Annotated in this window: 19 protein-coding genes, 1 tRNA gene and 5 pseudogenes; 17 read left to right on the top strand and 8 right to left on the bottom strand. The window is 58.0% G+C overall.

The genetic code is table 11. From position 1 onward, the window contains the following. A partial coding sequence (locus BUB78_RS12140; RefSeq protein WP_170865066.1) for a calcium-binding protein occupies positions 1-826 on the top strand: 826 nt, incomplete at its 5' end. 320 nt (positions 827-1,146) lie between these two features. Here BUB78_RS12140 and BUB78_RS20110 read toward each other — a convergent pair. Beyond that, positions 1,147-2,090, bottom strand: a protein-coding gene (locus tag BUB78_RS20110; RefSeq protein WP_139279330.1) for an IS630 family transposase whose coding sequence is annotated in 2 segments (ribosomal slippage) — positions 1,147-1,752 and positions 1,755-2,090 — 942 coding nt in all. Because the reading frame shifts where the segments join, the coding sequence is not laid out codon by codon here. Positions 2,091-2,715: 625 nt separating this feature from the next. Between BUB78_RS20110 and BUB78_RS21560 the strand changes: the two are divergent. Then, a pseudogene (locus tag BUB78_RS21560) lies at positions 2,716-2,871 on the top strand (transposase domain-containing protein); the annotation flags it as partial. Between the two features lie 279 nt (positions 2,872-3,150). Here the strand turns inward: BUB78_RS21560 and BUB78_RS12160 are convergent. Together BUB78_RS12160 and BUB78_RS12165 are read right to left on the bottom strand one after the other, a co-directional pair. Further along, the gene (locus tag BUB78_RS12160; RefSeq protein ID WP_073198370.1) at positions 3,151-3,783 is read right to left on the bottom strand and encodes a cyclic nucleotide-binding domain-containing protein; all 633 of its coding nucleotides are present in this window, start codon (positions 3,781-3,783) and stop codon (positions 3,151-3,153) included. 301 nt (positions 3,784-4,084) lie between these two features. Beyond that, positions 4,085-5,503 carry an MATE family efflux transporter gene (locus tag BUB78_RS12165; RefSeq protein WP_073198371.1) on the bottom strand — a complete coding sequence of 473 codons (1,419 nt, stop codon included), beginning with the start codon at positions 5,501-5,503 and terminating at the stop codon, positions 4,085-4,087. A 162-nt stretch (positions 5,504-5,665) separates the two neighbouring features. Here BUB78_RS12165 and BUB78_RS20115 point away from each other — a divergent pair. Further along, a pseudogene (locus tag BUB78_RS20115) lies at positions 5,666-6,231 on the top strand (IS6 family transposase). A 183-nt stretch (positions 6,232-6,414) separates the two neighbouring features. Here BUB78_RS20115 and BUB78_RS20710 read toward each other — a convergent pair. Then, positions 6,415-6,621 (bottom strand): hypothetical protein, encoded by a 207-nt coding sequence (locus BUB78_RS20710; protein ID WP_170865064.1) that lies wholly within the window; start codon positions 6,619-6,621, stop codon positions 6,415-6,417. A 34-nt stretch (positions 6,622-6,655) separates the two neighbouring features. On the opposite strand from BUB78_RS20710, the pseudogene BUB78_RS12175 reads away from it, so the two are divergent. Next, positions 6,656-6,805 (top strand): annotated as a pseudogene (locus tag BUB78_RS12175) (ATP-binding protein); the annotation flags it as partial. Positions 6,806-6,858: 53 nt separating this feature from the next. Here the strand turns inward: BUB78_RS12175 and BUB78_RS12180 are convergent. Further along, complete coding sequence (locus BUB78_RS12180; protein ID WP_073198372.1) at positions 6,859-7,563, bottom strand: IS6 family transposase; 705 nt, start codon at positions 7,561-7,563, stop codon at positions 6,859-6,861. Here BUB78_RS12180 and BUB78_RS20715 point away from each other — a divergent pair. The 10 genes and pseudogenes from BUB78_RS20715 (at position 7,514) to BUB78_RS12220 (ending at position 16,050) form a co-directional block, all read left to right on the top strand. Next, entirely contained in the window at positions 7,514-7,684 is a 171-nt protein-coding gene (locus BUB78_RS20715; RefSeq protein WP_170865065.1) for a hypothetical protein, read from the top strand. The genes BUB78_RS12180 and BUB78_RS20715 overlap by 50 nt on opposite strands. 180 nt (positions 7,685-7,864) lie before the next feature. After that, on the top strand, positions 7,865-10,111 hold the full coding sequence (locus tag BUB78_RS12185) for a molybdopterin-dependent oxidoreductase (RefSeq protein ID WP_073198373.1): 2,247 nt from the start codon (positions 7,865-7,867) through the stop codon (positions 10,109-10,111). Positions 10,112-10,231: 120 nt separating this feature from the next. Further along, positions 10,232-10,759 (top strand): 2,4'-dihydroxyacetophenone dioxygenase family protein, encoded by a 528-nt coding sequence (locus tag BUB78_RS12190; protein ID WP_073198374.1) that lies wholly within the window; start codon positions 10,232-10,234, stop codon positions 10,757-10,759. A gap of 222 nt (positions 10,760-10,981) precedes the next feature. Further along, on the top strand, positions 10,982-11,443 hold the full coding sequence (locus BUB78_RS12195; protein ID WP_170865067.1) for a MarR family winged helix-turn-helix transcriptional regulator: 462 nt from the start codon (positions 10,982-10,984) through the stop codon (positions 11,441-11,443). A 97-nt stretch (positions 11,444-11,540) separates the two neighbouring features. Beyond that, entirely contained in the window at positions 11,541-11,783 is a 243-nt protein-coding gene (locus tag BUB78_RS20120) for a transporter substrate-binding protein (RefSeq protein WP_139279333.1), read from the top strand. Between the two features lie 12 nt (positions 11,784-11,795). Further along, positions 11,796-12,761, top strand: a pseudogene (locus BUB78_RS12200) (ABC transporter substrate-binding protein); the annotation flags it as partial. A gap of 90 nt (positions 12,762-12,851) precedes the next feature. Next, complete coding sequence (locus BUB78_RS12205) at positions 12,852-13,604, top strand: branched-chain amino acid ABC transporter permease (protein ID WP_084732853.1); 753 nt, start codon at positions 12,852-12,854, stop codon at positions 13,602-13,604. 120 nt (positions 13,605-13,724) lie between these two features. Then, positions 13,725-14,846, top strand: a complete 1,122-nt coding sequence (locus tag BUB78_RS12210; protein WP_073198376.1) for a branched-chain amino acid ABC transporter permease — start codon at positions 13,725-13,727, stop codon at positions 14,844-14,846. Further along, positions 14,843-15,589, top strand: a complete 747-nt coding sequence (locus BUB78_RS12215) for an ABC transporter ATP-binding protein (protein WP_073198377.1) — start codon at positions 14,843-14,845, stop codon at positions 15,587-15,589. Before BUB78_RS12210 ends, BUB78_RS12215 begins: the two co-directional genes overlap by 4 nt. Further along, the gene (locus BUB78_RS12220) at positions 15,586-16,050 is read left to right on the top strand and encodes an ABC transporter ATP-binding protein (protein WP_084732854.1); all 465 of its coding nucleotides are present in this window, start codon (positions 15,586-15,588) and stop codon (positions 16,048-16,050) included. Before BUB78_RS12215 ends, BUB78_RS12220 begins: the two co-directional genes overlap by 4 nt. A 94-nt stretch (positions 16,051-16,144) precedes the next feature. Here the strand turns inward: BUB78_RS12220 and BUB78_RS12225 are convergent, their stop codons facing one another. Together BUB78_RS12225 and BUB78_RS12230 are read right to left on the bottom strand one after the other, a co-directional pair. Continuing rightward, complete coding sequence (locus BUB78_RS12225) at positions 16,145-16,330, bottom strand: hypothetical protein (RefSeq protein ID WP_073198379.1); 186 nt, start codon at positions 16,328-16,330, stop codon at positions 16,145-16,147. 55 nt (positions 16,331-16,385) lie between these two features. Further along, complete coding sequence (locus tag BUB78_RS12230) at positions 16,386-17,450, bottom strand: amidase (protein ID WP_073198380.1); 1,065 nt, start codon at positions 17,448-17,450, stop codon at positions 16,386-16,388. Positions 17,451-17,733: 283 nt separating this feature from the next. Here BUB78_RS12230 and BUB78_RS12235 point away from each other — a divergent pair, with 283 nt between their 5' ends. Both BUB78_RS12235 and BUB78_RS21185 read left to right on the top strand, forming a co-directional pair. Next, positions 17,734-18,927 (top strand): amidohydrolase, encoded by a 1,194-nt coding sequence (locus BUB78_RS12235; RefSeq protein WP_073198381.1) that lies wholly within the window; start codon positions 17,734-17,736, stop codon positions 18,925-18,927. A 140-nt stretch (positions 18,928-19,067) separates the two neighbouring features. Beyond that, positions 19,068-19,142, top strand: a pseudogene (locus BUB78_RS21185) (IS6 family transposase); the annotation flags it as partial. Positions 19,143-19,273: 131 nt separating this feature from the next. Here the strand turns inward: BUB78_RS21185 and BUB78_RS12245 are convergent. Continuing rightward, a complete protein-coding gene (locus tag BUB78_RS12245) occupies positions 19,274-20,149 on the bottom strand; it encodes a hypothetical protein (RefSeq protein ID WP_073198382.1) in 876 nt (291 codons plus the stop codon). 162 nt (positions 20,150-20,311) lie between these two features. On the opposite strand from BUB78_RS12245, the gene BUB78_RS12250 reads away from it, so the two are divergent. Then, positions 20,312-20,387, top strand: a tRNA-Thr gene (locus tag BUB78_RS12250). Positions 20,388-20,398: the final 11 nt, after the last annotated feature.

Raw genomic sequence — 20,398 nt, forward strand, 5'->3', positions numbered from 1 at the left:
GGTGCTGATCAATGCGGATGGCACGCTGAGCTATTCCCCGGATGCCGACTTCAACGGCACCGACACGATCAGCTACACGGTCTCGGACGGCGAGGGCGGCAGCGATACGGCCACGGTGACAATCACCGTGACCCCGGTGAACGAAAACGCGGGTAAGGACGATCCTGATATCGTGAACGGCACCGAAGGGGATGATCGATTGCTGGGCGGAGCCAGTGCAGACCAAATAAATGGCTTGGGCGGTAATGACCTAATAAAAGGTGCGGCGGGTGAAGACACGATTTTCGGAGGCCAGGGGAATGATACGCTAGAGGGTGGCTCAGGCGACGACTCTCTTGCAGGTGGGGCCGGGGTGGACTCGCTCAATGGCGGTCAGGGCGATGACCGTCTGGAGTGGGGTGGTTCAGAGGATGTATATAGCGGTGATGTTGGACGCGACGTTTTGGTTGTGGCTACCGGCAGCAACGTCGGCTCCGATCTGCTTCCTACATTAAAAGGCAGCGACATCGAGGCAATTGATTTGGAAAATACATCCAGTGAAGCACTCAATGTTACTTTTATGGATATAATTGATCTTTCCTCCAAATCCGACACCCTGTTGGAGCAACTTCTGGGAAAGAGTGCAGCAGAGAGCGCGACGATCTACGGAGACGGTAGTGACACCGTGAATTTGGCGGGTGACCCAGCCGGAACATGGTCGTTTAGTGAATCCGTCAATGACGGTGTTAACGATTTTGACGTTTACGAGTTCGTCGATGGGTCTAGTAATGTGCTGGCGACGTTGGCAATTGACGACGATATTTCGGTCACGCTTCCAGTTGCTTGAGTTGGAGGAACTTATTTCAGCACGAGTTGCGAAGATCGCCTTGCCAAGACTTATCTCCAAAACTTTTCGGGGCGGAAATCTAAGTGCGCCTCTTTTTTGAGTGGTAGCACGCGCATGCTATTGGAGCGTCTGAGAAATTCCGGCGCACTTTAGCAAATGCAGAGCATATGATTATGATTTATCCGTCCGGTGTCGCCGCTCTGACGGGATTGAGCTAATGGGATGAACTGCCTTCCCACCGAGACGCAGCTATTGTTGCGAGGAATGGTGGAGAAGAAGGAGCATTCCGATGGACATCGCAGTATTAGAGCGTTTCAGGTTTACACGGAAGCATAACCTGCGTTCTTAAGGTAGTTGGCGCACTCGTCGGGGGTTAAGCGGTTGAGGATAGTTCCGACGGAGCGCCAGAGCGTGTCCCGCGATCGGGGTGCCGCGGTGCGCATCCAGTGTTTGAGCTTTGCGAAGGCCTGTTCGATCGGATTCAGATGCGGGCTGTAGGGCGGCAAGAACAGAAGGTGGGCACCGGTCGAGCGGATCGCCTGCCGCACCGCCTGGCTCTTGTGGCTGCCGAGGTTGTCCATCACCACAACATCGCCGGGTCTGAGGGTGGGGACCAGAACCCGTTCGACATAGGTTCGGAAGATGTTGCCATTCACGGGACCGTCGAACACCCAGGGCGCATCGATGCGGTCATGGCGCAGGGCGGCGATGAAGGTAGACGTGTTCCAATGCCCGAAGGGCGCCGCCCCGGGCAAGCGTTCGCCTTTGGGTGCCCAGCCCCGCAGCGGGGCCATGTTTGTCTTCACCCAGGTTTCATCAATGAAGACCAGCCGTGTCGGATCAATACCTCCCTGATGGCGCTGCCACCTGTCGCGACGACGCTTCACATCGGGACGTTCACGCTCATCGGCGACCATTGTCTTTTTTTGAAACTGAACCCACAGCCGCGCAGGAACCGCCAGACGGTGTCGTGGCTCACCGCGATCCCGCGCCTCGCCAGCATCTCTTGCAGCATCGCCAGCGTGATGTGCGGACGGGACTGCGCCTGTTTCAGCAGCCAGTCCCGGTGCGGTTCAAGAATGGGCCGACGATAGCCACCCATCTGCGCGGGGCTCACCGACCCGGTCTGCGCCGAACGCTGCGTCCATTTCACCACGCTCGACGGCGCGACCCCGAACTGCGCGGCAACGCTACGGCAACTCGCCCCGGATTGCATCGCTGCGACAACACGCTCCCGAAGGTCGTCTGAATACGGTTTCGTCATCCATGCTGGCCTCCTTCACCAGTGTGGATTCTGAATCACAAAAAGCACAACTTGGGAATCCCCTGCCGATTCAGAGAAAGACTGCGACGCTCTAGGCATCGATCTTGGCAAGCCTGTTTGCAGTTTGGCCGGGTTAGACGAGAGCGGGGCGGTGGTTTTGCGTAAACGTATCCAGCGCTTTCGGCTGTTGGAATTCCTGGCCGGGTTACCACCATGTCTGGTAGCCATGGAAGCCATTGCCGAAGCGGCGACCCGTCCGACCATGTCATTCGTCGCGGTGAAGACTGCCGAGCAGCTTGATCTGCAAGCTCTGCATCGTGCGAGGGAGCGGTTGATCCACAATTGCACCCGCCTGATCAATCAGGCACGCGGTTTTCTGATGGAACGGGGTGTTCGCATCGGAACTGGTCGTCATGTTTTCCAGCGAGCTCTTGCCCAGTTGGTTTCGGAAAACAGCAGCGACCTTTCACCGAGCATGATTGGGATCCTTTCGGAGATGGCTGACGAATTGGTCGTGATCAACGATCGGGTGTCGGTGCTTGACGCCGAGATCAGGGGTCATGCGCGTGCTGATGCTGACATGCAGCGTCTGATGGAAATCCCCGGCGTTGGCCCGACGATTGCGAGCGCTCTTGTGGCTGCCACCCGCATCGAGACCGCCAAGATGAAAGAGGTCGACCCCGAAGCGTGGCTCACATGGGTCCTCCAGCGCCTGCCTGATCACAAGATCAATCGCATCGACGAACTCATGCCGTGGAACTGGCAGCCCGAAAAGGCCTGAAACCGGGCCGACACCGGACGGATACGGCGTTTCGGCATTTGGAGCAGACAATGGATGGCAAACAATGGGTGGCGCAACTCTATTGCCATGTCTTCCAAGGTGATCACCGTACCAGCTATCTCGGGCCATTCGCCGCCCCGTAGGATATTTCCGGATCGGCTGCCAAGCATGCGGCATGACAGGACATCGCGTGTTGGACAGGGATGTCAGCCCTGCCACTCTCACGTCTCTATTGCAAAGCGGAAACGCCTTGCCTGGGTATGGGCTCTCCACCCGACATTAAGTGGGCTTAGCCTCCTGCGGGTGCGCGGCGTTCTCCACGAGCCGCCTGGTGACCAAGCGCATCACGGCCATGGCGAATTCGGGGTCTTCATATTGCAATCGCGTAAAGCGTTTCTCGTTGAGTTCATAGACAATCGTATCCTCCAGGCAACGAACCGTCGCCGACCGCGCGGCATTGCTGTTAAAGAAAGCCATCTCGCCGAAAATCTTCCCCGCGTCCACATATACATGCTGATCCTCGACTTCAACGCGACCCTCAGCCAAGTAATAAAGGCTGTCCACCGGATCGCCCTTATTGAAAATGACATCGCCCGCCTTGATGGCACTTTTTTTGCCGTAGGTCATAGCGGCGGAGAAATCAGGTTCCGAGTCATCCGTCAAATCTGTCACCAATCTGCGCAGTGCGATGATTTGGTAGAGGCGAAAGGCGTTCATGGATAGCAAGAAGATTTCAATCGCCAGAAGCGGCCAGATCTGAAGCGCGCCGCTATAGATGATGAAGCAGACAGACGACACCAGTGCGAGCATCCGCAGCCGGATCATTGAATGCATTGAGAAGGTGGCTATTTTCAACAGGACAGCGAGCCAGCCAACGGCCTCAATGATGTGGTGCGCGGTGATTAGTTCCATTGGCTTTTTTTCCTAATGAGCCCATCGAGCCAGGATCCAATTCATGAAGTGGGTAAGGCATTGCAGTGCTGTTGCCGCTTCCGTCAGGGATTATACAGGTCGAGGACGAGTTAACAAAAGAGTTTCACATCGGTGAGCAGGCATGTTTCAAGCTTTTACCTGCTATAGAGACCAGCTTTGCACGAGACCTAATGTCAGAAAGAAATTGGCGTTTTTTCAATTGCATATCCTGCTCGACTCCTGCGCTAAACGAGCGCAACAAGGGAGATTTGGCGACAGGGTTTTCGCCTCTTGGTGAGGATCATTTGTCTCCCGCGTGCTTGTTTAGAGTATACGCGATAAGGCTGCCGTGGCCAAACAGGGGGTGATGATGGCGATGCAATATGTTGTCTTGCGGTGGGTTGTTGATCAACCGCCAGCCCATCCAAATCGCGATTGATGCAAAGACGACGCTTCCAAGTGCCTGTCCGATCAGAACCCCATGCGCCCCCATCAACATACCGCCAGTGACCACAAAGGGCCAAGTGCCTAGCGTGTTCTGCCCCCAACCCAGCCACGTCGAATAAGATGGGCGGCCCAGCGTATTAAACGAGGCGCTGGCGACGAATATCGCGCCACTGAAGAACGATGAAAGTGCCACCGGAAAACAGTAGAGGAAAATCAGTGATTTCGTTAAGTTCTCGGCACCGAACAACTCGGCGATCTGGCCACGGAAAACCAGCAATAACATGGTGATGGACATCACATAGATCGCAACAAACTTAAGAGCGTCGACATAAGCTCTTTTGACCCTATCCATATTGCCTGCGCCAAAATTCTGGCCGATGATCGGCCCGATGGTGCCCGAGAGTGCCCAAATTACTGAGAATGCAACCGGGGTCATCCTTCCGATCACCGCCATGCCGGCGACTGCCTCAGGGCCAAATTTCGACATTTCACGGGTAACTATCGCGGTGCCGATTGGCGTGGCCACGGTAGCTAATACAGCCCTAACGGCGAAGTGTGAAACCGTCTGAAAATCTCGCCAGAGCAACCTTGCTCGTGGGTAAACAAAAGCCTTGTGCCGGCGCAACGCCGGATAAAATGCAAAGCCGAGCGTAACGAACCTTGCTGCAACCGTTGCCCAGGCAGCACCCTGCAGGCCCATGTCCAAACCGAAGATCAAGATAGGGTCAAGTACGGCGTTGGTCACCGCCCCCAAAAGCGATGGGTACATCGCCAGCCTGTTCTCACCATAACAACGTAGCGCCGTTACCGCGACCATGGACAGTCCCGATACCCACGTAAATGGGACGACTATCCAAAGATAGGTTGCGGCCAGTTCGGCCACCTCACCCGTAGCCCCGAGAAGTCCTACAAAAAATTGAATATTCAACAATAAAACAAATGGTATAGCGAGCCCGGTAAACACAACAAACATCGCCGTGCTTGTGGCATATTCACGGGCCTCTTGCTCGTCGTCCTCACCGATTGACCGAGATACCAAGACACCTGCAGCTACTGATAGGCCGATATTGATAGCGCTGGTAAAGAACATGAGCGCGCTGGCATAGCCAGCTGCGGCGGCCATCTCCTCGTACCCGAGCATCGAAATGAATATCAGGTCGATCAGATCGACCGCATAGATCGCCATCAGGCCGATGCTAGCCGTGAAAGATGACACCGACACGTGACGCATGATGCTGCCAGTGGTAAACACGGCATTTTTCTTGGCCGTCATCTCAAATCTTTCATAGTTGTGCCGACCATCGGCTGTGCAAGTGTTCTGGAGTCGCAGAATTCCCCGTTGCACTGAACCACTGTACAAGAATTAGTCGGTCTTGTCCGAGAAAACGGCCTTGAGGCGGGCGGGGTGGCTTCGTAACCTTGCTATAATGACGAAATGCTCCTTTTTAGGCATTTCAAAACGAGCCCCGGGATCATTCGCCTGGCTGTGATGTTGTACGTCCGGTTTCAACTATCACTTCGCAATGTCGAGAATTTGTTGCATGAACGCGGCATCGAAGTCAGCTATGACGCTGTGAGATATTGGAGGCATCGGTTCAGCCAGATGTTCGCATCCGGGAGCCGAAAATACGGGTCGCCGGGATGAAATCGATCAGGTGGCGTTGGCATCTGGACGAGATGTTCGTGAAGATCAACGGAGAAATGCACTACCTTTGGCGGGCCGTTGACCGCGACGGCGATATCCTGCAAAGCGACGTGACCAAGCGACGCGACAAGAAAGCGGCATTGAAATTCCTCAAAAAATCGATGAATCGGCACGACCGCCCTAATATACTGGTGGCCGACAAACTCTGATCCTATGGCGCGGAAATGAAGTGCAACGCCGTTCATTCCACCGTCTGCAATCATTTCAATCTGGAGTGCGCGCTTTACAGTAGAGGCAATTTAAAGGCCAACCGAGCCGCTGTTCTCGCCGAGTGGCGCGCGCTCTGTGTGGCATAAGGGGCAGCTTCACGGCTCTTGTAGAGACGAGTTCTCATCTGTCTGACATCACCGCCACAAACGACGACCAAACGTTTGATATTAAACAATAAAGCAAGATACTTTCGTTCACGTTCCCACGCGTGTTCCCACGGGCAAGGATCGTACCCCTTCTGCTTTCTGAACACGTCTGGGCGTGTCTCTTCATTCATCAGGCTTCCGCCCTGTGATCAACTCCCTCTGGCGTTCTCTGCTGATCTGGTCGTAGCTGCGCAGGGTGGTCAGAACATCGGTATGGCCAAGGTTTTGCGAATTGGCGACGAACTCGGCAACAGATGTGGACGTATTCGCAGCGTGGCGCGCCAGCATGTGTCGGAAGGCGTGCTTGGGTTTGATCGATGGCAGCTCCATCTCTTTTTCAACCGTCGTTCAAAGCCAGAATTGGCGCGAGAACGTGATCGCCCTCGGCCCAAGCGGCACTGGCAAAACCCATGTCGCCCTCGGCTTGGGGCTTGCCGCCTGCCAGAAAGGGCTGACCGTCACCTTCACCACCGCCGCAGCCCTGGTCAACGAACTGATGGAAGCGCGCGACGAGGTGCTCGTCAGACCAATTCGAACCAGTCCATGCAAGGGCAGTAACGCTGTCCTTTATACCGCACAAAGACCGCGCCACTCGGTCAGAGCGGCGGCCCGGTTGAGCTTGAAATTGGATCGTGCGGTGAGACTTCTTTCCGAATTGAACAGGTTGTAAATCGAGGCGTGAACGGCGGCGAATTTCTGCAAACTTTGCATGCGCCTGAAACATAGCATCGCCCTCTCTCGTCGTCGAAACGGCAAGTGAGAGTTCTCTGCCCTATTGTTCAGCCAGCGACCTGTTTCCTGCCTGCCAGACGCACCGATCTCCTTCAGCGCCGCTCCGTACGAATGCAGCCGGTCCGTGATGATAACCTCAGGTCGACCGTGTTTACGCATTGCTTTCTTTAGGAATTTTAAAGCAGCCTTCTTGTCGCGTCGCTTGGTCACATAGCTATCCAGGATCTCGCCCTCGTGGTCGACCGCCCGCCAAAAATAGTGTCTCTCACCGTTGATCTTCACGAACATTTCGTCCAGATGCCAGCGCCATCGGCTGGATTTCATTGCGGCAATCCGCCGCTTTCGGATCTCGGAAGCAAACATCGGACCGAACCGATGCCACCAATATCTCACAGATTCATGGCTGACATCGATGCCGCGTTCGTTGAGCAGATCCTCGACATTGCGAAGTGACAGAGGGAAACGAACATACAGCATCACTGCTAAGCGAATGATCTCGGGGCTGGGTTTGAAATACCTAAAAGGGGAGCGTTTCGTCATTCAGCAAGGCTACGAAACCAACCTGGCCGCCTCAAGGCCGTTTATCTCTGACAAGACCCATCCCGCCGATGACCTTGGTCTGCGCATCGCCGCGCGGGCGGGTTTTGCAAAGATGCATTGATCAAGATCGCGATGTCACGGGATTTTAGCGCTTGAACGACTGGAATCTGAACCGCGCAACCGCTTTTAGCCCGGGAACGGGGCGGGCGTGCGGTTCCTCTCTTGAAATTCTGCACTTTCGTGGCTTGATGACTTATGCTTCACCTAGCTGGAGGGCTGAAACATCATACGAGAGGGTCCGATGGCCGAGGGGTTCACAAAAAAGACGGGCGTGACGTCAAGCCACTGGGGGGCGTTCGAGGTCGATGTCGAGGGCAATCGCATTGTTGCGACCCGCCCGTTCTCGCAGGATCCCCATCCCACGACGATTCCCGACATCCTGCCCGCAGCGGTTCACCACCATACCCGTGTCCTGCGTCCCGCGATCCGGCGCGGCTGGCTTGAGGGGCGCGACCGCAAGGGGCGGGGGACTGACACCTTTGTCGACCTGCCCTGGGACGAGGCGCTTGATATCGCGGCGACCGAAATCGAACGGGTGCGCAAAACCCATGGCAACGAAGCGATCTTTGGCGGCTCCTACGGGTGGAGCTCTGCCGGGCGCTTTCACCATGCGCAAAGTCAGGTCCACCGCTTCTTGAATACGATCGGCGGCTATGTTGCCTCGTTTGGAAGCTATTCCACCGGCTGTGCCCAGGCGATCATGCCGCATGTCTTTGGCGTAAACTTTCTCAACCTTGTCTATGACCATCAGGACAGCTGGGAAACGATCTGCGAGCACACCGAAACACTGGTCATGTTTGGCGGGATCAATCCAAAGAACGCCCAAGTGAGCATGGGCGGTATCACCGAACACGAAACGGCGGGGTGGTTCGACCGGTTTGTCCAAAAGGGCATGCGTTGCATCAATATCGGGCCGCAGCGCACGGATGCGCCGACAGGGTGCGACTGGCTTGCGCTGCGGCCCGCATCAGACACCGCGTTGATGCTGGCCCTGGCCTATGTACTTGAGGACGAGGGCCTTACCGACACGAAGTTCCTGTCGCGCTGCACGGTCGGGTTCGAGCGGTTTCGCCCCTACCTGATGGGGCAGGTTGATGGTCAACCCAAAACGCCGGACTGGGCAAGCCCGCTCTGCGGCGTTGACGCAGAGGCAATCCGCAGCCTGGCGCGGCGCATGGCGCGCACCCGCACACTGATAACCGTGGCATGGTCGCTGCAACGCGGCCAGCACGGCGAACAGCCCTATTGGATGTCCGCCGTGCTGGCCGCAATGCTGGGCCAGATCGGGCTGCCGGGGGGCGGGGTCGGCTATGGCTACGGTGCTATTGGCGGAGTCGGTAAATCCCTGGTCGGGCTCAAGGGCATGACGTTGTCGCAACATCAAAATCCGGTCCGAACGGTGATTCCGGTCGCGCGGATCGGGGACATGCTGCGCAATCCCGGACTGCCTTACGATTTCAACGGCAAGCGCGCGCCTTACCCGGATATCAGGCTGATCTATTGGGCGGGCGGCAATCCGTTCCACCATCATCAAGACCTCAACAGTCTGCACGAGGCCTGGCAAAAGCCCGAGACGATCATCGTCAACGAGCCGTGGTGGACAGCGACGGCCAAGCGCGCCGATATCGTGTTTCCTGCGACAACCCCCTATGAGCGCGAAGATATCGGGCGCACGACCCTTGATGACTATCTGTTTTACATGCCACAGATGATCCCGCCCGTGGGCGAGGCACGGGATGATTATGACATCTTCACAGGGCTGGCCTGCCGCATCGGGTGCGAGGATGCTTATACCGAAGGGCGCAGGGCGCAAGAGTGGATCGAGCATCTTTACGCCGACTATCGGCACAGTGCCGCGAGGCAGGGCGTGGACATCCCCGACCTTGAAACCCTGAAAAAGCGCAACTGGGTCCGTTTGCCTATCCAAATTGAGGGGCCGAACCGAACGCTATTCGCGCCGTTTCGCGAAGACCCTGACGGCGCGCCACTGACAACGCCATCCGGCAAGATCGAAATCTTTTCCCAAACGATTGCAGGTTTCGGATATGACGATTGTCCCGGCCACCCGGTATGGCTTCCGCCAGAGGAGTGGCTTGGTACGGCAAGCGCGGCCTTTCCGCTGCATCTCGTGTCGCCGCAACCGGGCGACAAGTTGCACAGCCAGATGGAAAGCGCGCTTGCGGATGTTGCGGGCGCGCGACCGGTCGAGATCGTGATCCATCCCGACGCCGCCTCACAGCGCGGCATCCAAAGCGGCGACCTTGTGCGCGTCTTTAATGCGCGCGGCGCATGCCGGGCGCGCGCTGTGGTCTCGGATGATATCGGGCCGGGTGTGGTATCCTTGCCGACCGGAGCCTGGTTTGGCGATCCCGGCCTCAACATTGATCCGCATGGTAATCCCAATGTCTTGACCCTCGATGTCGGCACTTCGCGGCTGGGGCAGGGGTGCAGTGCGCACACCGCCTTGGTCGAGGTGACCCGCCTTTAACCGGAGAGGTGGGCAAAGGCGCTGGAAGCGGGCGATCAAAAGTGCTTTCATGCAGCCAAAACCGGATATCGCGCACGACTTTCATTCAAAGTCTTACGCAGACCGCATCGGAGGATGACAATGAACAAGACCATCGACATGCGCGCCGTGCCCTATCAAAAGCCGCAGCCGACCGCGATGATCGCGGATGTGCTTGTTGGTGGCGCATTGGAAATTGACGCAAATCCAGAGAGCTGGATTCCGCAGGCCGAGAACGTCTGGTTTCGGCCATTGCTGCTGAATGTGTCGGCCGGTTACTACGTCAATCTGCTCAAGGTCCGCAAATCCGGAATCCTGTCACGCCATCGTCATTCCGGCCCTGTCCATGCCTTTACGCTGCGCGGGGAGTGGCATTACCTGGAGCATGACTGGGTGGCCCGGCCCGGCGACTATGCCTTTGAACCACCGGGAGAAACCCACACATTGGTCGTGCCCGAGGGGGTTGAGGAAATGGTGACGCTGTTTCACGTCACCGGCGGGTATACCTATGTCGATCCTGAGGGAAACGCACTTGGCTATGAGGACGTTTTCACGAAACTCGACAAGGTGATCGAGCATTTTGACGCTTGCGGCCTGGACCGGAGCGGGGTCGACGCCTTGTTGCGCTGAACCGGTCCAGCCTGCCGGTATCGACCGAAGCGTCCAACTGTGTCTGGACCCGGATGAGCCATGCCCCGCCACGGCTGTTCGGGGTAAGCGTTGGTTTAACTCGACTTTATCGGTGTTTTTAGTACCATTTGGTACTCTTTAACGAATCATGTGGTTTCTCAGATGCGTTCTTCTCCGGATCAGGATTTTAAAGCCGAGGCCGCGCCGCTCGAGAAACGATTGATGACGCTGCTTGCCGGCAACGCGCTGGAAGAGATGTGGGGCGCGTTCTATCTCTCCAACATATTCCTTTTTCCGCTTTATGCGCGCTTTGAGGCAGAGCATCAGATCACGCGGCCGGAATTCGTGACGCTCTACTGTCTGCATCATCTGGGGCCGCTCATTGCTCAAGAGGTCTCGGAACTGACCGGCCTGCCTAAGAATTCCATAAGTCGCGGGGTGAAAAGACTTCTTTCCAAAAGTCTGATCGAGATGACGCGGGACAAGGACGACCGGCGACGCAACAACCTGAAGATGTCAGATCAGGGGCAAGAACTGTTCAATACGCTGTTGACCTCGGCCAAGGACCGGCGTGCCGCGTTGATAGAACCGCTCTCGTCGGCTGAGCGGGCCATGCTGCATGAGATAGTGTTGAAACTGTCCAACGGCGCGCGCGAGCGCTTGCAGGGTGATGGAATCTGTTAAGCTTACTTGACGGTTGATAAATTTTCGAGGATCGTACCATTTGGAACGATAGACGTGGCAAGCGCAATCAACAGTGGAGGAAGACATCAGACAATACATGAAGAGAACGGTATTCGCCGCAGCCGTGCTTGGTGTCGCGAGTGCATTCACCTTGCCCCAGAAAGCGGTGGCTGCGGATGATATTCCGGTCGGAATTCTGTTGCCACTGTCCGGCTCGGTTGCCCCCATCGGCATCAACAACCGCCGTTGGCACGAACTTGCGATCGAGGAAATCAACGCCGCCGGCGGGATCAAGTCGCTTGGCGGCGCAAAGCTTGTCATGATCGACGGTGACACGTAGGGCAACCCAAATGTCGGGATTTCCGAAGTCGAGAAGCTTGCCCAACGCGGTGTCGTTGCGATCATGGGCGCCTATCAGTCGGGCGTGACCTTTCCGACCACCCAGATGTCCGAGCGCCTGGGCGTCCCGTTCATTGACCCGGTCGCGATTGCCGACTCGATCACCGAGGGGCGCGGTTTCAAATACACCTTCAAGGTGTCACCGCTTGCGTCCTGGTATGCGCGCGATCAGATCCGCTTTGTGATTGACGCCTCGACGGCCGCAGGGTCGCCCGCCAAATCCGTTGTGCTTTTGCATGAGGATACGCTTTTCGGAACCTCGACGGCGGAAGGTCAGGTCGCTGCCGCCAAGGAGTTTGGCCTTGAGGTCCTGGCGGATATTTCCTACGGCAAGGATACGCCGGACATGACGTCGACCATCGCGCAGATCAAGCATTTGAATCCGGATGCGCTGCTCATGGTGTCGTACATCAACGATGCTGTTCTGGTCACCAAGACCATGAAAGAGCTGGGCGTGAATATTCCGATTGTGGGGACATCTGCGGGCCATATCGATCCGGCCTATATCTCGAACCTCGGGGACGATGCCGACCTGACCTTCACGGTTGGTGAGTGGAACACCGATCTCTCCAAAACCGGCGTGTCAGAAGTGTCACAACGCTTTGAAGAGAAGTTCGGCGTTCCCATGAACGGCCACGCGGCCGAGACGTACATGTCAACCATGGTGCTGCGCGACGCTCTGGAGCGGACCGGGTCCACTGATCGCGACGCCCTGCGTGACGCCATTGCCGAGACCAAGATTTGCGGCGAGGCGAATATCCTGCCCTATGACTGTATTCGCTTTGGTGAAAGTGGCCAGTCGCCCGAGGCACAACTTATCGTGCTTCAGATCATCGACGGCAAGCATCAGACGGTCTGGCCTGCGGATGTGGCTGCGCAAACCCCGGTCTGGCCCGTGCCGGCCTGGAGTGACCGCTAATACGACCTGACTGATCATACAGAAGAAAGACGCGCCCGCCAAAGGGCGCGTCACGGCTAATCCTGGTCTTAGCAACGGTGGGGAACCTTCATGTATGAGGTCTATATTCAGGCCCTGATCAGCGGATTGTTGATTGGGGGAGTCTATGCACTTGTGGCCGTCGGCCTGACGTTGATTTTCGGTGTCATGGATATCATCAATTTCGCGCATGGCGAGTTCCTGATGTTCGGGATGTATTCGGCGTTTTTTGCCTCGGCCTTGCTGGCCATTGATCCCTACTTCATCATTCCGATCGCGTTGCCTGTGTTTTTTGCGGTGGGCTGGCTGGTTCACGGCACGCTGATCCGGCCGGTGGTCGGGAAAAGTCACGCCATCCAGATCCTTCTTACCCTTGGCCTTTCGCTGTTCATGCAGGCGCTGGCCCAGTTCCTGTTCTCTGCGGATTTCCAGAGCCTGCAGCTTGATTACGGTTCCTCGACCTTTGAATTGTTCGGCACGCGCGTCAGTTACACCAAACTGGCGGCGTTTGTGATTTCGGTCGGCATGTGCGGCGCGCTCTGGGCGTTTCTTCAGGGCACCGACACCGGCAAGGCCTTGCGGGCCTGCGCGGAAGAGCACGAAGGCGCGCAGGCTGTCGGCATCGACCTCAACCGGATGTACAAGGTCGCCTTTGGCCTCGGCATTGCCTGTGTGGCCATCGCGGGCATCGCGATGAGACCGTTTTTCTATGTTGCGCCGCTGGTCGGCCCCAAGTTTACCCTGGTGGCCTTTGTCATCGTGGTTCTTGGTGGCCTGGCAAAATTCCGGGGGCTGTTGCCGGCGCCCTTATCGTGGGTGTCGTAGAGAGCGTCGGCGCGCTTGCCATGCCCTCGCCGTCGCTGAAGGATCTTGCCGTCTACGTTCTTTTCATTCTGGTACTGCTTTTCCGGCCTCAGGGTCTGTTCGGCGGAAAGGGGTCTTGAGATGATACGTTTGAGGGATCACTGGTTCTACCTTGTCGTTCTTGCAGGTCTTATCGTTCTGCCCCTGTTCACCGACTCTGACTTTGTCACTGCAGTCATGCCGAGCGGTCTTTCCGGTTCGGCCCTGTTGCACGTTTTCATCCTTATGTTCTTTTTCGCCTTCATGAGCCAAAGCTGGAACATCATCGGCGGCTTTGCAGGGCAGTTGTCGATTGGTCATGCCGCCTTTTTCGGGATCGGCGCCTATACCTCGACGATCTGCTACATCCACCTCGGGCTGTCGCCCTGGCTTGGCATGTTCGTGGCCGCCGGCTTTACGGCGATGATCGGGGCAGGGCTTGGCCTGATCAGCTTTCATTATGGTCTACGAGGACCGTTCTTTACGCTGGTGACGGTCGCCTTTGCTGAAATCACCCGTCTCATTCTGCTGCATTGGAATTTCGTAGGCGCGGCCAATGGCATCCTTTTGCCTTATTCGCGCGATGCCGGGTTCTGGGATTTTCAGTTCAATGGCAAAGAGCCCTATTACTATATCGCTCTGGTCATGATGCTGTGCTCGATCGCGCTGGTGGCCTGGGTGGCGCGCTCGCGGTTCGGCTATTACCTGCATGCTATCCGGCAAGACGAGGATGCCGCGGAGGCCGTGGGGGTGCCCACCAAACGCTGCAAGATCCAGGCGATTGCGCTGTCTGCGGCACTCGCCGGGCTTGGCGGCACGTTCTATGCGCAATACACCCAGTATATCGTGCCCGATGACATGGTCGTCGGCCGGGTTTCGGTCGAGATCCTGCTTGGCACGGTGATCGGCGGCGCGGGCACGATCATGGGCCCCATCGTCGGGGCCTTTATCCTGATCTCGGTCGGCGAAGCGACCCGCGTGATCTTTGAGGGCGGTGGCACCGGCATATCCCTGACGACCCTTATCCAGAGCGATGTCGGCCTCGCCGAGAAATTCTCCGGCTATCTCGCTTATCTGGCGGGCGGCGGCGGCGGCGGGCTTGCGGTGCTGCTTTACGGTGTTCTTCTGATTGCCGTGGTTCTGGGCATGCCGGGCGGCGTCTTGCCCTGGTTGACCAGAAAGCGGAAGAGCTTTGCCAAATCCGATAAGAAGGGTGACTCATGAGCTTGTTCGAGGCCAGAAAGGTGACCAAGAGGTTCGGCGGTTTGACGGCTGTCAACGCCGTGGATTTCAACGTGCAGCAGGGCGAGATCGTCGGATTGATCGGGCCGAATGGCGCTGGAAAGACGACCTTTTTCAACGTGATCTCGGGTTTCATGAAGCCGGACGAGGGCGATGTGCGCTTTCTTGGTGATAGCATCGTCGGCCACAAGCCATCCGATATCTGCAAGCGCGGCATGACGCGCACCTTTCAGATCGTCAAACCTTTCCCGGAAATGACCGTGACCGACAACATTCTGGTGGGGGCGTTCAATCATCACCGCGATGCGGCCACCGCCAACAAAAAGGCCCGTGAAGTGATGGAGCTGGTCGGCCTTGGCGCGCAGGCCGAAAAGCTGGGCCGCGAACTTACCGTGGCGGGGCGCAAGCGTGTGGAACTTGCCAAGGCACTGGCGACCGAGCCCAAGCTGATGCTGCTTGACGAGGTCATGGCGGGGCTGACCCCCTCCGAGGTGACGGGCATGATCGAGGTGCTCGGCCGGGTGCGCGAGGCCGGTGTCACGATGGTGATCGTCGAGCATGTGATGCAGGTCATCATGAACCTGTCCGACCGGATTTACGTACTGCACCATGGCGAGGCCATCGCCGAGGGCTCACCAAAATCCATCACCAGCGATCCGAGAGTCATGGAAGCCTATCTCGGCGAAAGTTTTGTCGCAGAGCCCGGAGGAGAGCACGCATCATGAGCATGCTGGAGATTGACGGCGTTCACACAGGGTATGGCGATGTGCCGATTCTTCATGGTCTAAGCCTTAAGGTCGACGACGGCATGATCGGGGCCGTGGTCGGTGCGAACGGCGCGGGCAAGACCACGACCATGCGCGCGGTGGCCGGGATTTTGCCCTGTTGGCAAGGCGAGATCCGGCTTGCGGGCGAACGCATAGATCAGCTCTCGCCCGGTCGTCGGGTTGATGCCGGGGTGATCCTGGTGCCGGAGGGGCGCAAGCTTTTCCCGTCAATGACGGTGCTCGAAAACCTGGAACTCGGATCGCTGCACCCCAAGGCAAAGGCGGCACGCTCGCAAACGCTGGAACAGGTTTTCGAGATATTTCCCCGCCTCAAAGAGCGCGAGGCACAAAAGGCGGGCACGCTTTCGGGGGGCGAGCAACAGATGTGCGCCATGCGCTCGCCCTGGACGAGCTGGTGATGATGCTTGAGGGCAAGCCCCATGTTCTGCCGGGGTTTCAGGCCGCATTCGATGTGCAGACCCATGTCGAGGCAATCCTCGCAGAGCGGTGATCTCAGACCGGCAACACCCCGGCGCCAAGTCCAAGTCGTTCGGCGATCACGGCGACATCCGCCAGAAACGCCGCGTCGCCATTGCGCGGGCCGACAAACTGGACCCCCACAGGAAGCCCGCCCGGGCCTGTCGCGCTTGGCAATGTGGCGCAGGGGCCAAGCATCAGCGTCCATGTCCGGTTGAACATCGGATCGCCCGTGGCCGTAAGGCCAGGGGGGGGGGCTCGCCGGGCGCGGCGGGTGTCAGAATGACATCGACCTCTTGAAACAGATCTTTGAGCGCCCGGCGACACGCGGCGGCGGTCGCCTCCGCCTCGGCGAGGGCGCCCTGAGAGATGCTCTCTCCATAGGCAAGCACCTCGACAAGTTGGGGCGACAAGGCATCGCGGTGCTCTGTCCATTCTTGCGCAAGCGCAACGCATGCGCCCGTGAAAAGACGATGTTCTGACACTCGACCAGGGCGCTGAAGGCCTCGGGCAGGACCGGCTCTGACACCACAATGCCCGCCTGTCCAAGAGTTGCAACCGCGGCCTCGACCGCCCTGCGGCTTTCGGGGTTTGCCGCGTGCCATTGCGCGCTGCGCACCAGGGCCACCTTCGGCCGGCGATTGCGCCGCGGGGCGGGGGTTTGCCGGGACAAAACCGAAAACCACAGAGCGGCATCGCGCACCGACCGGGTGAAACAGCCAAGGGAATCGAGCGCAGAGGCCAGCGGTTTCACCCCTGTGAGGTCAAGCAGGCCTTGCGTCGCCTTGAAACCGACCGTCCCGCAAAAGGCCGCCGGGCGGATGACCGAGCCGACGGTCTGCGTGCCAAGCGCGATCGGGGCCATGCCTGAGGCCACCGCCGCCGCAGAGCCGCTGGAGGATCCGCCGGGCGTGCGCTCGCGATTGTGGGGGTTGCGGGTCTTGCCGGGTCGGAAGGTCGCGAATTCGGTTGTCACGGTCTTGCCCATGATGACGGCCCCGGCCGCGCGCAGCGCGCTGACACAGCTTGCGTCTAGGCCGGGGCGATGACCGCTGTAGATCGAAGAGCCATAGCCGGTTGGCATCGTCGCGGTATCGATGATGTCCTTGATCGCCACCGGCACGCCATGCAGCGGGCCTTTGCCGGGGGTGGCGTCGCGGGCACGGGCCGCCGCGAGCGCCATGTCGGGGTCAAGGAATTCCCAGGCCTCGATCGACGGATTACGTTCGGATATCCGCTCAAGACAGGCGCGCATCAGGGCTTCGCCGGTGGCGCCGCCGGTTTGTACCAACTCTGCCATCGCCGTTGCGTCATGCGCCCACAGGTTTTTCGACACTTCCATTTATCCCATTATATCAATTCGTTGCGCACCATAGTTGAGGAATTTCCCGGTCTCGTTTGAAACTTGCCCCGCAAAGCACGATACGCAACAGGTTTCTATAATATCATAGGGGGCGCGTGATCCGCGTCACGGCCTTGTCAGCGTAAACCCCTGTGCTACGGTCAACATGAGCGAGCGCTCGTTTGGCTGCTGTTTGCAAGGCTGGGCCTGGCTGTCAGGACATGCAAGGCCAGCGCGAGCGACCTGCCGCTTGCCAAGCCGCGACCTTTGAAGGACCCAACCCATGCCCGTTATCCCCCAAATCCAGGCCTTCGCTGCCGATCTGACCGCACTCCGGCAGGATTTTCACGCCCACCCCGAACTTGGCTTTGCAGAGCACCGCACCGCCGGCATCGTGGCGCAGAAGCTGCGGGACTACGGCGTCGACGAGGTGCATGAAGGCCTTGGCGGCACCGGTGTTGTTGGCCTGATCAAGGGGCAGGGTGGTGGCAACCGCCGCGTCGGCCTGCGCGCTGATATGGATGCGCTGCCGATCGAGGAAGCGTCGGGCGTGCCTTTTGCGTCGGGCAATCCGGGGCGGATGCACGCCTGTGGCCATGACGGGCACACCACCATGTTGCTTGGCGGTGCGCGCTATCTGGCGCAGACTCGCGATTTTGACGGCAGCGTGGTCTTGATCTTTCAGCCCGCCGAAGAGGGGCTTGGCGGCGCGCGCCGGATGATTGAAGAGGGGCTGTTTGACAGGTTTCCCTGTGACGAAATCTACGGGATGCACAACGATCCCGATTCTGCGCCCGGTGTCGTCAGCGTCACCCCGGGCCCGGCCATGGGGGGGGCCTCGTTTTTCGACATCACAGTCAACGGCACCGGCAGCCATGCAGCCATGCCACACCAGTCGAAAGACCCGATCGTGATCGGCACTGCCCTTGTCCAGCAATTGCAATCCATCGCAAGCCGCAACACCCCGCCGACCCGGCCGATTTTGCTGTCGGTGACCATGTTCAACGCCGGCTCTGCCTATAACGTGGTGCCGGATGTGGCGAGCATCTCGGGCACGATCCGCTATTTCCATGATGATGTGATCGAGATGGCCGAAAGCCGCCTGCGCGAGCTTTGCGGGGGGATGTCGCAGTCGTATGGTGTCGATATCTCGCTGGAGGTGCGCAACGTCTTTGACGTTCTGCGAAACGACCCCGAGCTTTCAAGCGCCTATGTTGCGGCCGCCGCAGAGATCGTAGGCGATAGCTTTGCATCGCAAAGCACTGAACTTGCAACCGTTTCCGAAAATTTTGCCGATATGCTAAAGGTCGTTCCGGGGGCTTATTGTCGTCTCGGTCATGCGGGCAATGTGCCTTTGCACAGTGCGGCCTTCATGTTTGATGACACGATCCTGCCGGTTGGCGCGTCGGTCTATGCCCGCCTCATCGAAACCCGCCTTCCGGGCGCGCGCGCGTTGACTGCGGCGCAGTACCTTTGAGCAGGTGCCTTGTCAGGCCGCGCCCGAGCGGGACTGGAAAAACCGGTCCGATCCGTCAGGCGAGGCGCGGATATCCGCTGAGTTTGAATCTGTAATAATTAATAAATAACAGCATATTATAGATCGATCCTCAATCTATATTGCGTGCATACTCGAATTGGCAGTGGCACCTGGACGAGGTTTTCGTGAAGATCAATGGCGAGCGGCACTACTTGTGAGGGGCGGTTGGACGCCCACGTGTTGCTGTCCGCCACGAGTTTTCCGGCCAGCTTTCACCAAGGTCTGTCAAAGGAGCGGCATCAAACCGGGACAGGCCCAGGACAATTTGCGCAGAGTCCAAACCGGCTTAGGGCGTGATCACCTGCACGCCCTGGAGCCGCTGAATTTCATAGATGTCTTCGTCATACATCTCTGTCAGCGCATCAATAAGCTCGGCTGTCCAGCCTGGCACATCAAGCTCTTCCTCGATCGCGTCTTCATCAGCAAACTTGTCTAGAAATGCCGTGATCACCCGGCGCTTTTGCGCCTCGGTCATGCCGGGGTGGCTTTCCATATAAGCCATAAACCGCTGTTGGCCGGGGCGGGTCATGATCTCCATCAAGAGGCTGAATTCGCCGACAAATTCGACCGTCGGGTCGATGCCGGCCACTTCACGCACGACTTGAGACCAGATCAGTGGCGTATCCTCATTGCACCAGATCGTGACCGGAATATCAGGGTGGCTGTTGCGGATACGCGCCACCATTTCGGACCATCGCATATGCCTCGGATCCGAGCCGCGCAACAGTTTGTCCATCTCCTTGTGCGGCGTATTGCCAAGCAGCGCCGGGAGAAAAGTGGCCGGGTTGCGGATGGCAAAGAAAAGCTCGATTTCATCATCCGGAAACATCTGGCGGAAAAGGCTAAGCCGCCATTCCGCCGCCCCGTAGAAAACCCCGCCACCAACAGACATCTTGGGGGTGCCGAAAAAGCCCGGATTGGACAGGACAAGCCGGTCAACCGCGCCATCATGACTAATGGCGTCAACCAGCACGTCGCGCGCGTCGGCACTCAGCCCGCTATCCTGTGCCTGATGCAGAATGTCGCGCACCAGGCGGCGATAATTGATTGGGTCAGGCACATTGGTGCCGGATTTGGCCAGGATATCGCGATTGCCCGACAGGCAGTGTACCAGCCTGTCGTCATCCGTACTATGGGCGCCCGCGTGAATTACGACCTGCATGTGTATCCCGGTTCCTGTAAAAGTAGAGCCAATATATACGGGCTTTTCGCCCGAGTTAAACCGCAATTGCTCTTTGCCTCGGCACGGCATCTGTATAAAGTGTCAGAGTGGTGCGGAATTCGGCTTGAAGTGATCCACGTTAATGCGTAATGAGGCGCCCGAGCCCCTATAGCTCAGCTGGTAGAGCAACTGATTTGTAATCAGTAGGTCCGCGGTTCGAGTCCGTGTGGGGGCACCATATAAATCAAT

The organism is Roseovarius marisflavi (assembly GCF_900142625.1).
Lineage (GTDB): Bacteria > Pseudomonadota > Alphaproteobacteria > Rhodobacterales > Rhodobacteraceae > Roseovarius > Roseovarius marisflavi.

Coding starts and splice junctions, on each gene's coding strand:
- BUB78_RS12190 (WP_073198374.1), top strand. CDS start 10,232: ATGAACAAGACCATCGACATGCGCGCCGTGCCCTATCAAAAGCCGCAG.
- BUB78_RS12165 (WP_073198371.1), bottom strand. CDS start 5,503: ATGACGGCCAAGAAAAATGCCGTGTTTACCACTGGCAGCATCATGCGT.
- BUB78_RS12180 (WP_073198372.1), bottom strand. CDS start 7,563: ATGACGAAACGCTCCCCTTTTAGGTATTTCAAACCCAGCCCCGAGATC.
- BUB78_RS12205 (WP_084732853.1), top strand. CDS start 12,852: ATGTATGAGGTCTATATTCAGGCCCTGATCAGCGGATTGTTGATTGGG.
- BUB78_RS12185 (WP_073198373.1), top strand. CDS start 7,865: ATGGCCGAGGGGTTCACAAAAAAGACGGGCGTGACGTCAAGCCACTGG.
- BUB78_RS12195 (WP_170865067.1), top strand. CDS start 10,982: ATGACGCTGCTTGCCGGCAACGCGCTGGAAGAGATGTGGGGCGCGTTC.
- BUB78_RS12235 (WP_073198381.1), top strand. CDS start 17,734: ATGCCCGTTATCCCCCAAATCCAGGCCTTCGCTGCCGATCTGACCGCA.
- BUB78_RS12225 (WP_073198379.1), bottom strand. CDS start 16,330: ATGTTCAACCGGACATGGACGCTGATGCTTGGCCCCTGCGCCACATTG.
- BUB78_RS12215 (WP_073198377.1), top strand. CDS start 14,843: ATGAGCTTGTTCGAGGCCAGAAAGGTGACCAAGAGGTTCGGCGGTTTG.
- BUB78_RS12210 (WP_073198376.1), top strand. CDS start 13,725: ATGATACGTTTGAGGGATCACTGGTTCTACCTTGTCGTTCTTGCAGGT.
- BUB78_RS20710 (WP_170865064.1), bottom strand. CDS start 6,621: ATGGAGCTGCCATCGATCAAACCCAAGCACGCCTTCCGACACATGCTG.
- BUB78_RS12230 (WP_073198380.1), bottom strand. CDS start 17,450: ATGGAAGTGTCGAAAAACCTGTGGGCGCATGACGCAACGGCGATGGCA.
- BUB78_RS12220 (WP_084732854.1), top strand. CDS start 15,586: ATGAGCATGCTGGAGATTGACGGCGTTCACACAGGGTATGGCGATGTG.
- BUB78_RS20120 (WP_139279333.1), top strand. CDS start 11,541: ATGAAGAGAACGGTATTCGCCGCAGCCGTGCTTGGTGTCGCGAGTGCA.
- BUB78_RS12245 (WP_073198382.1), bottom strand. CDS start 20,149: ATGCAGGTCGTAATTCACGCGGGCGCCCATAGTACGGATGACGACAGG.
- BUB78_RS20715 (WP_170865065.1), top strand. CDS start 7,514: ATGATCTCGGGGCTGGGTTTGAAATACCTAAAAGGGGAGCGTTTCGTC.
- BUB78_RS12160 (WP_073198370.1), bottom strand. CDS start 3,783: ATGGAACTAATCACCGCGCACCACATCATTGAGGCCGTTGGCTGGCTC.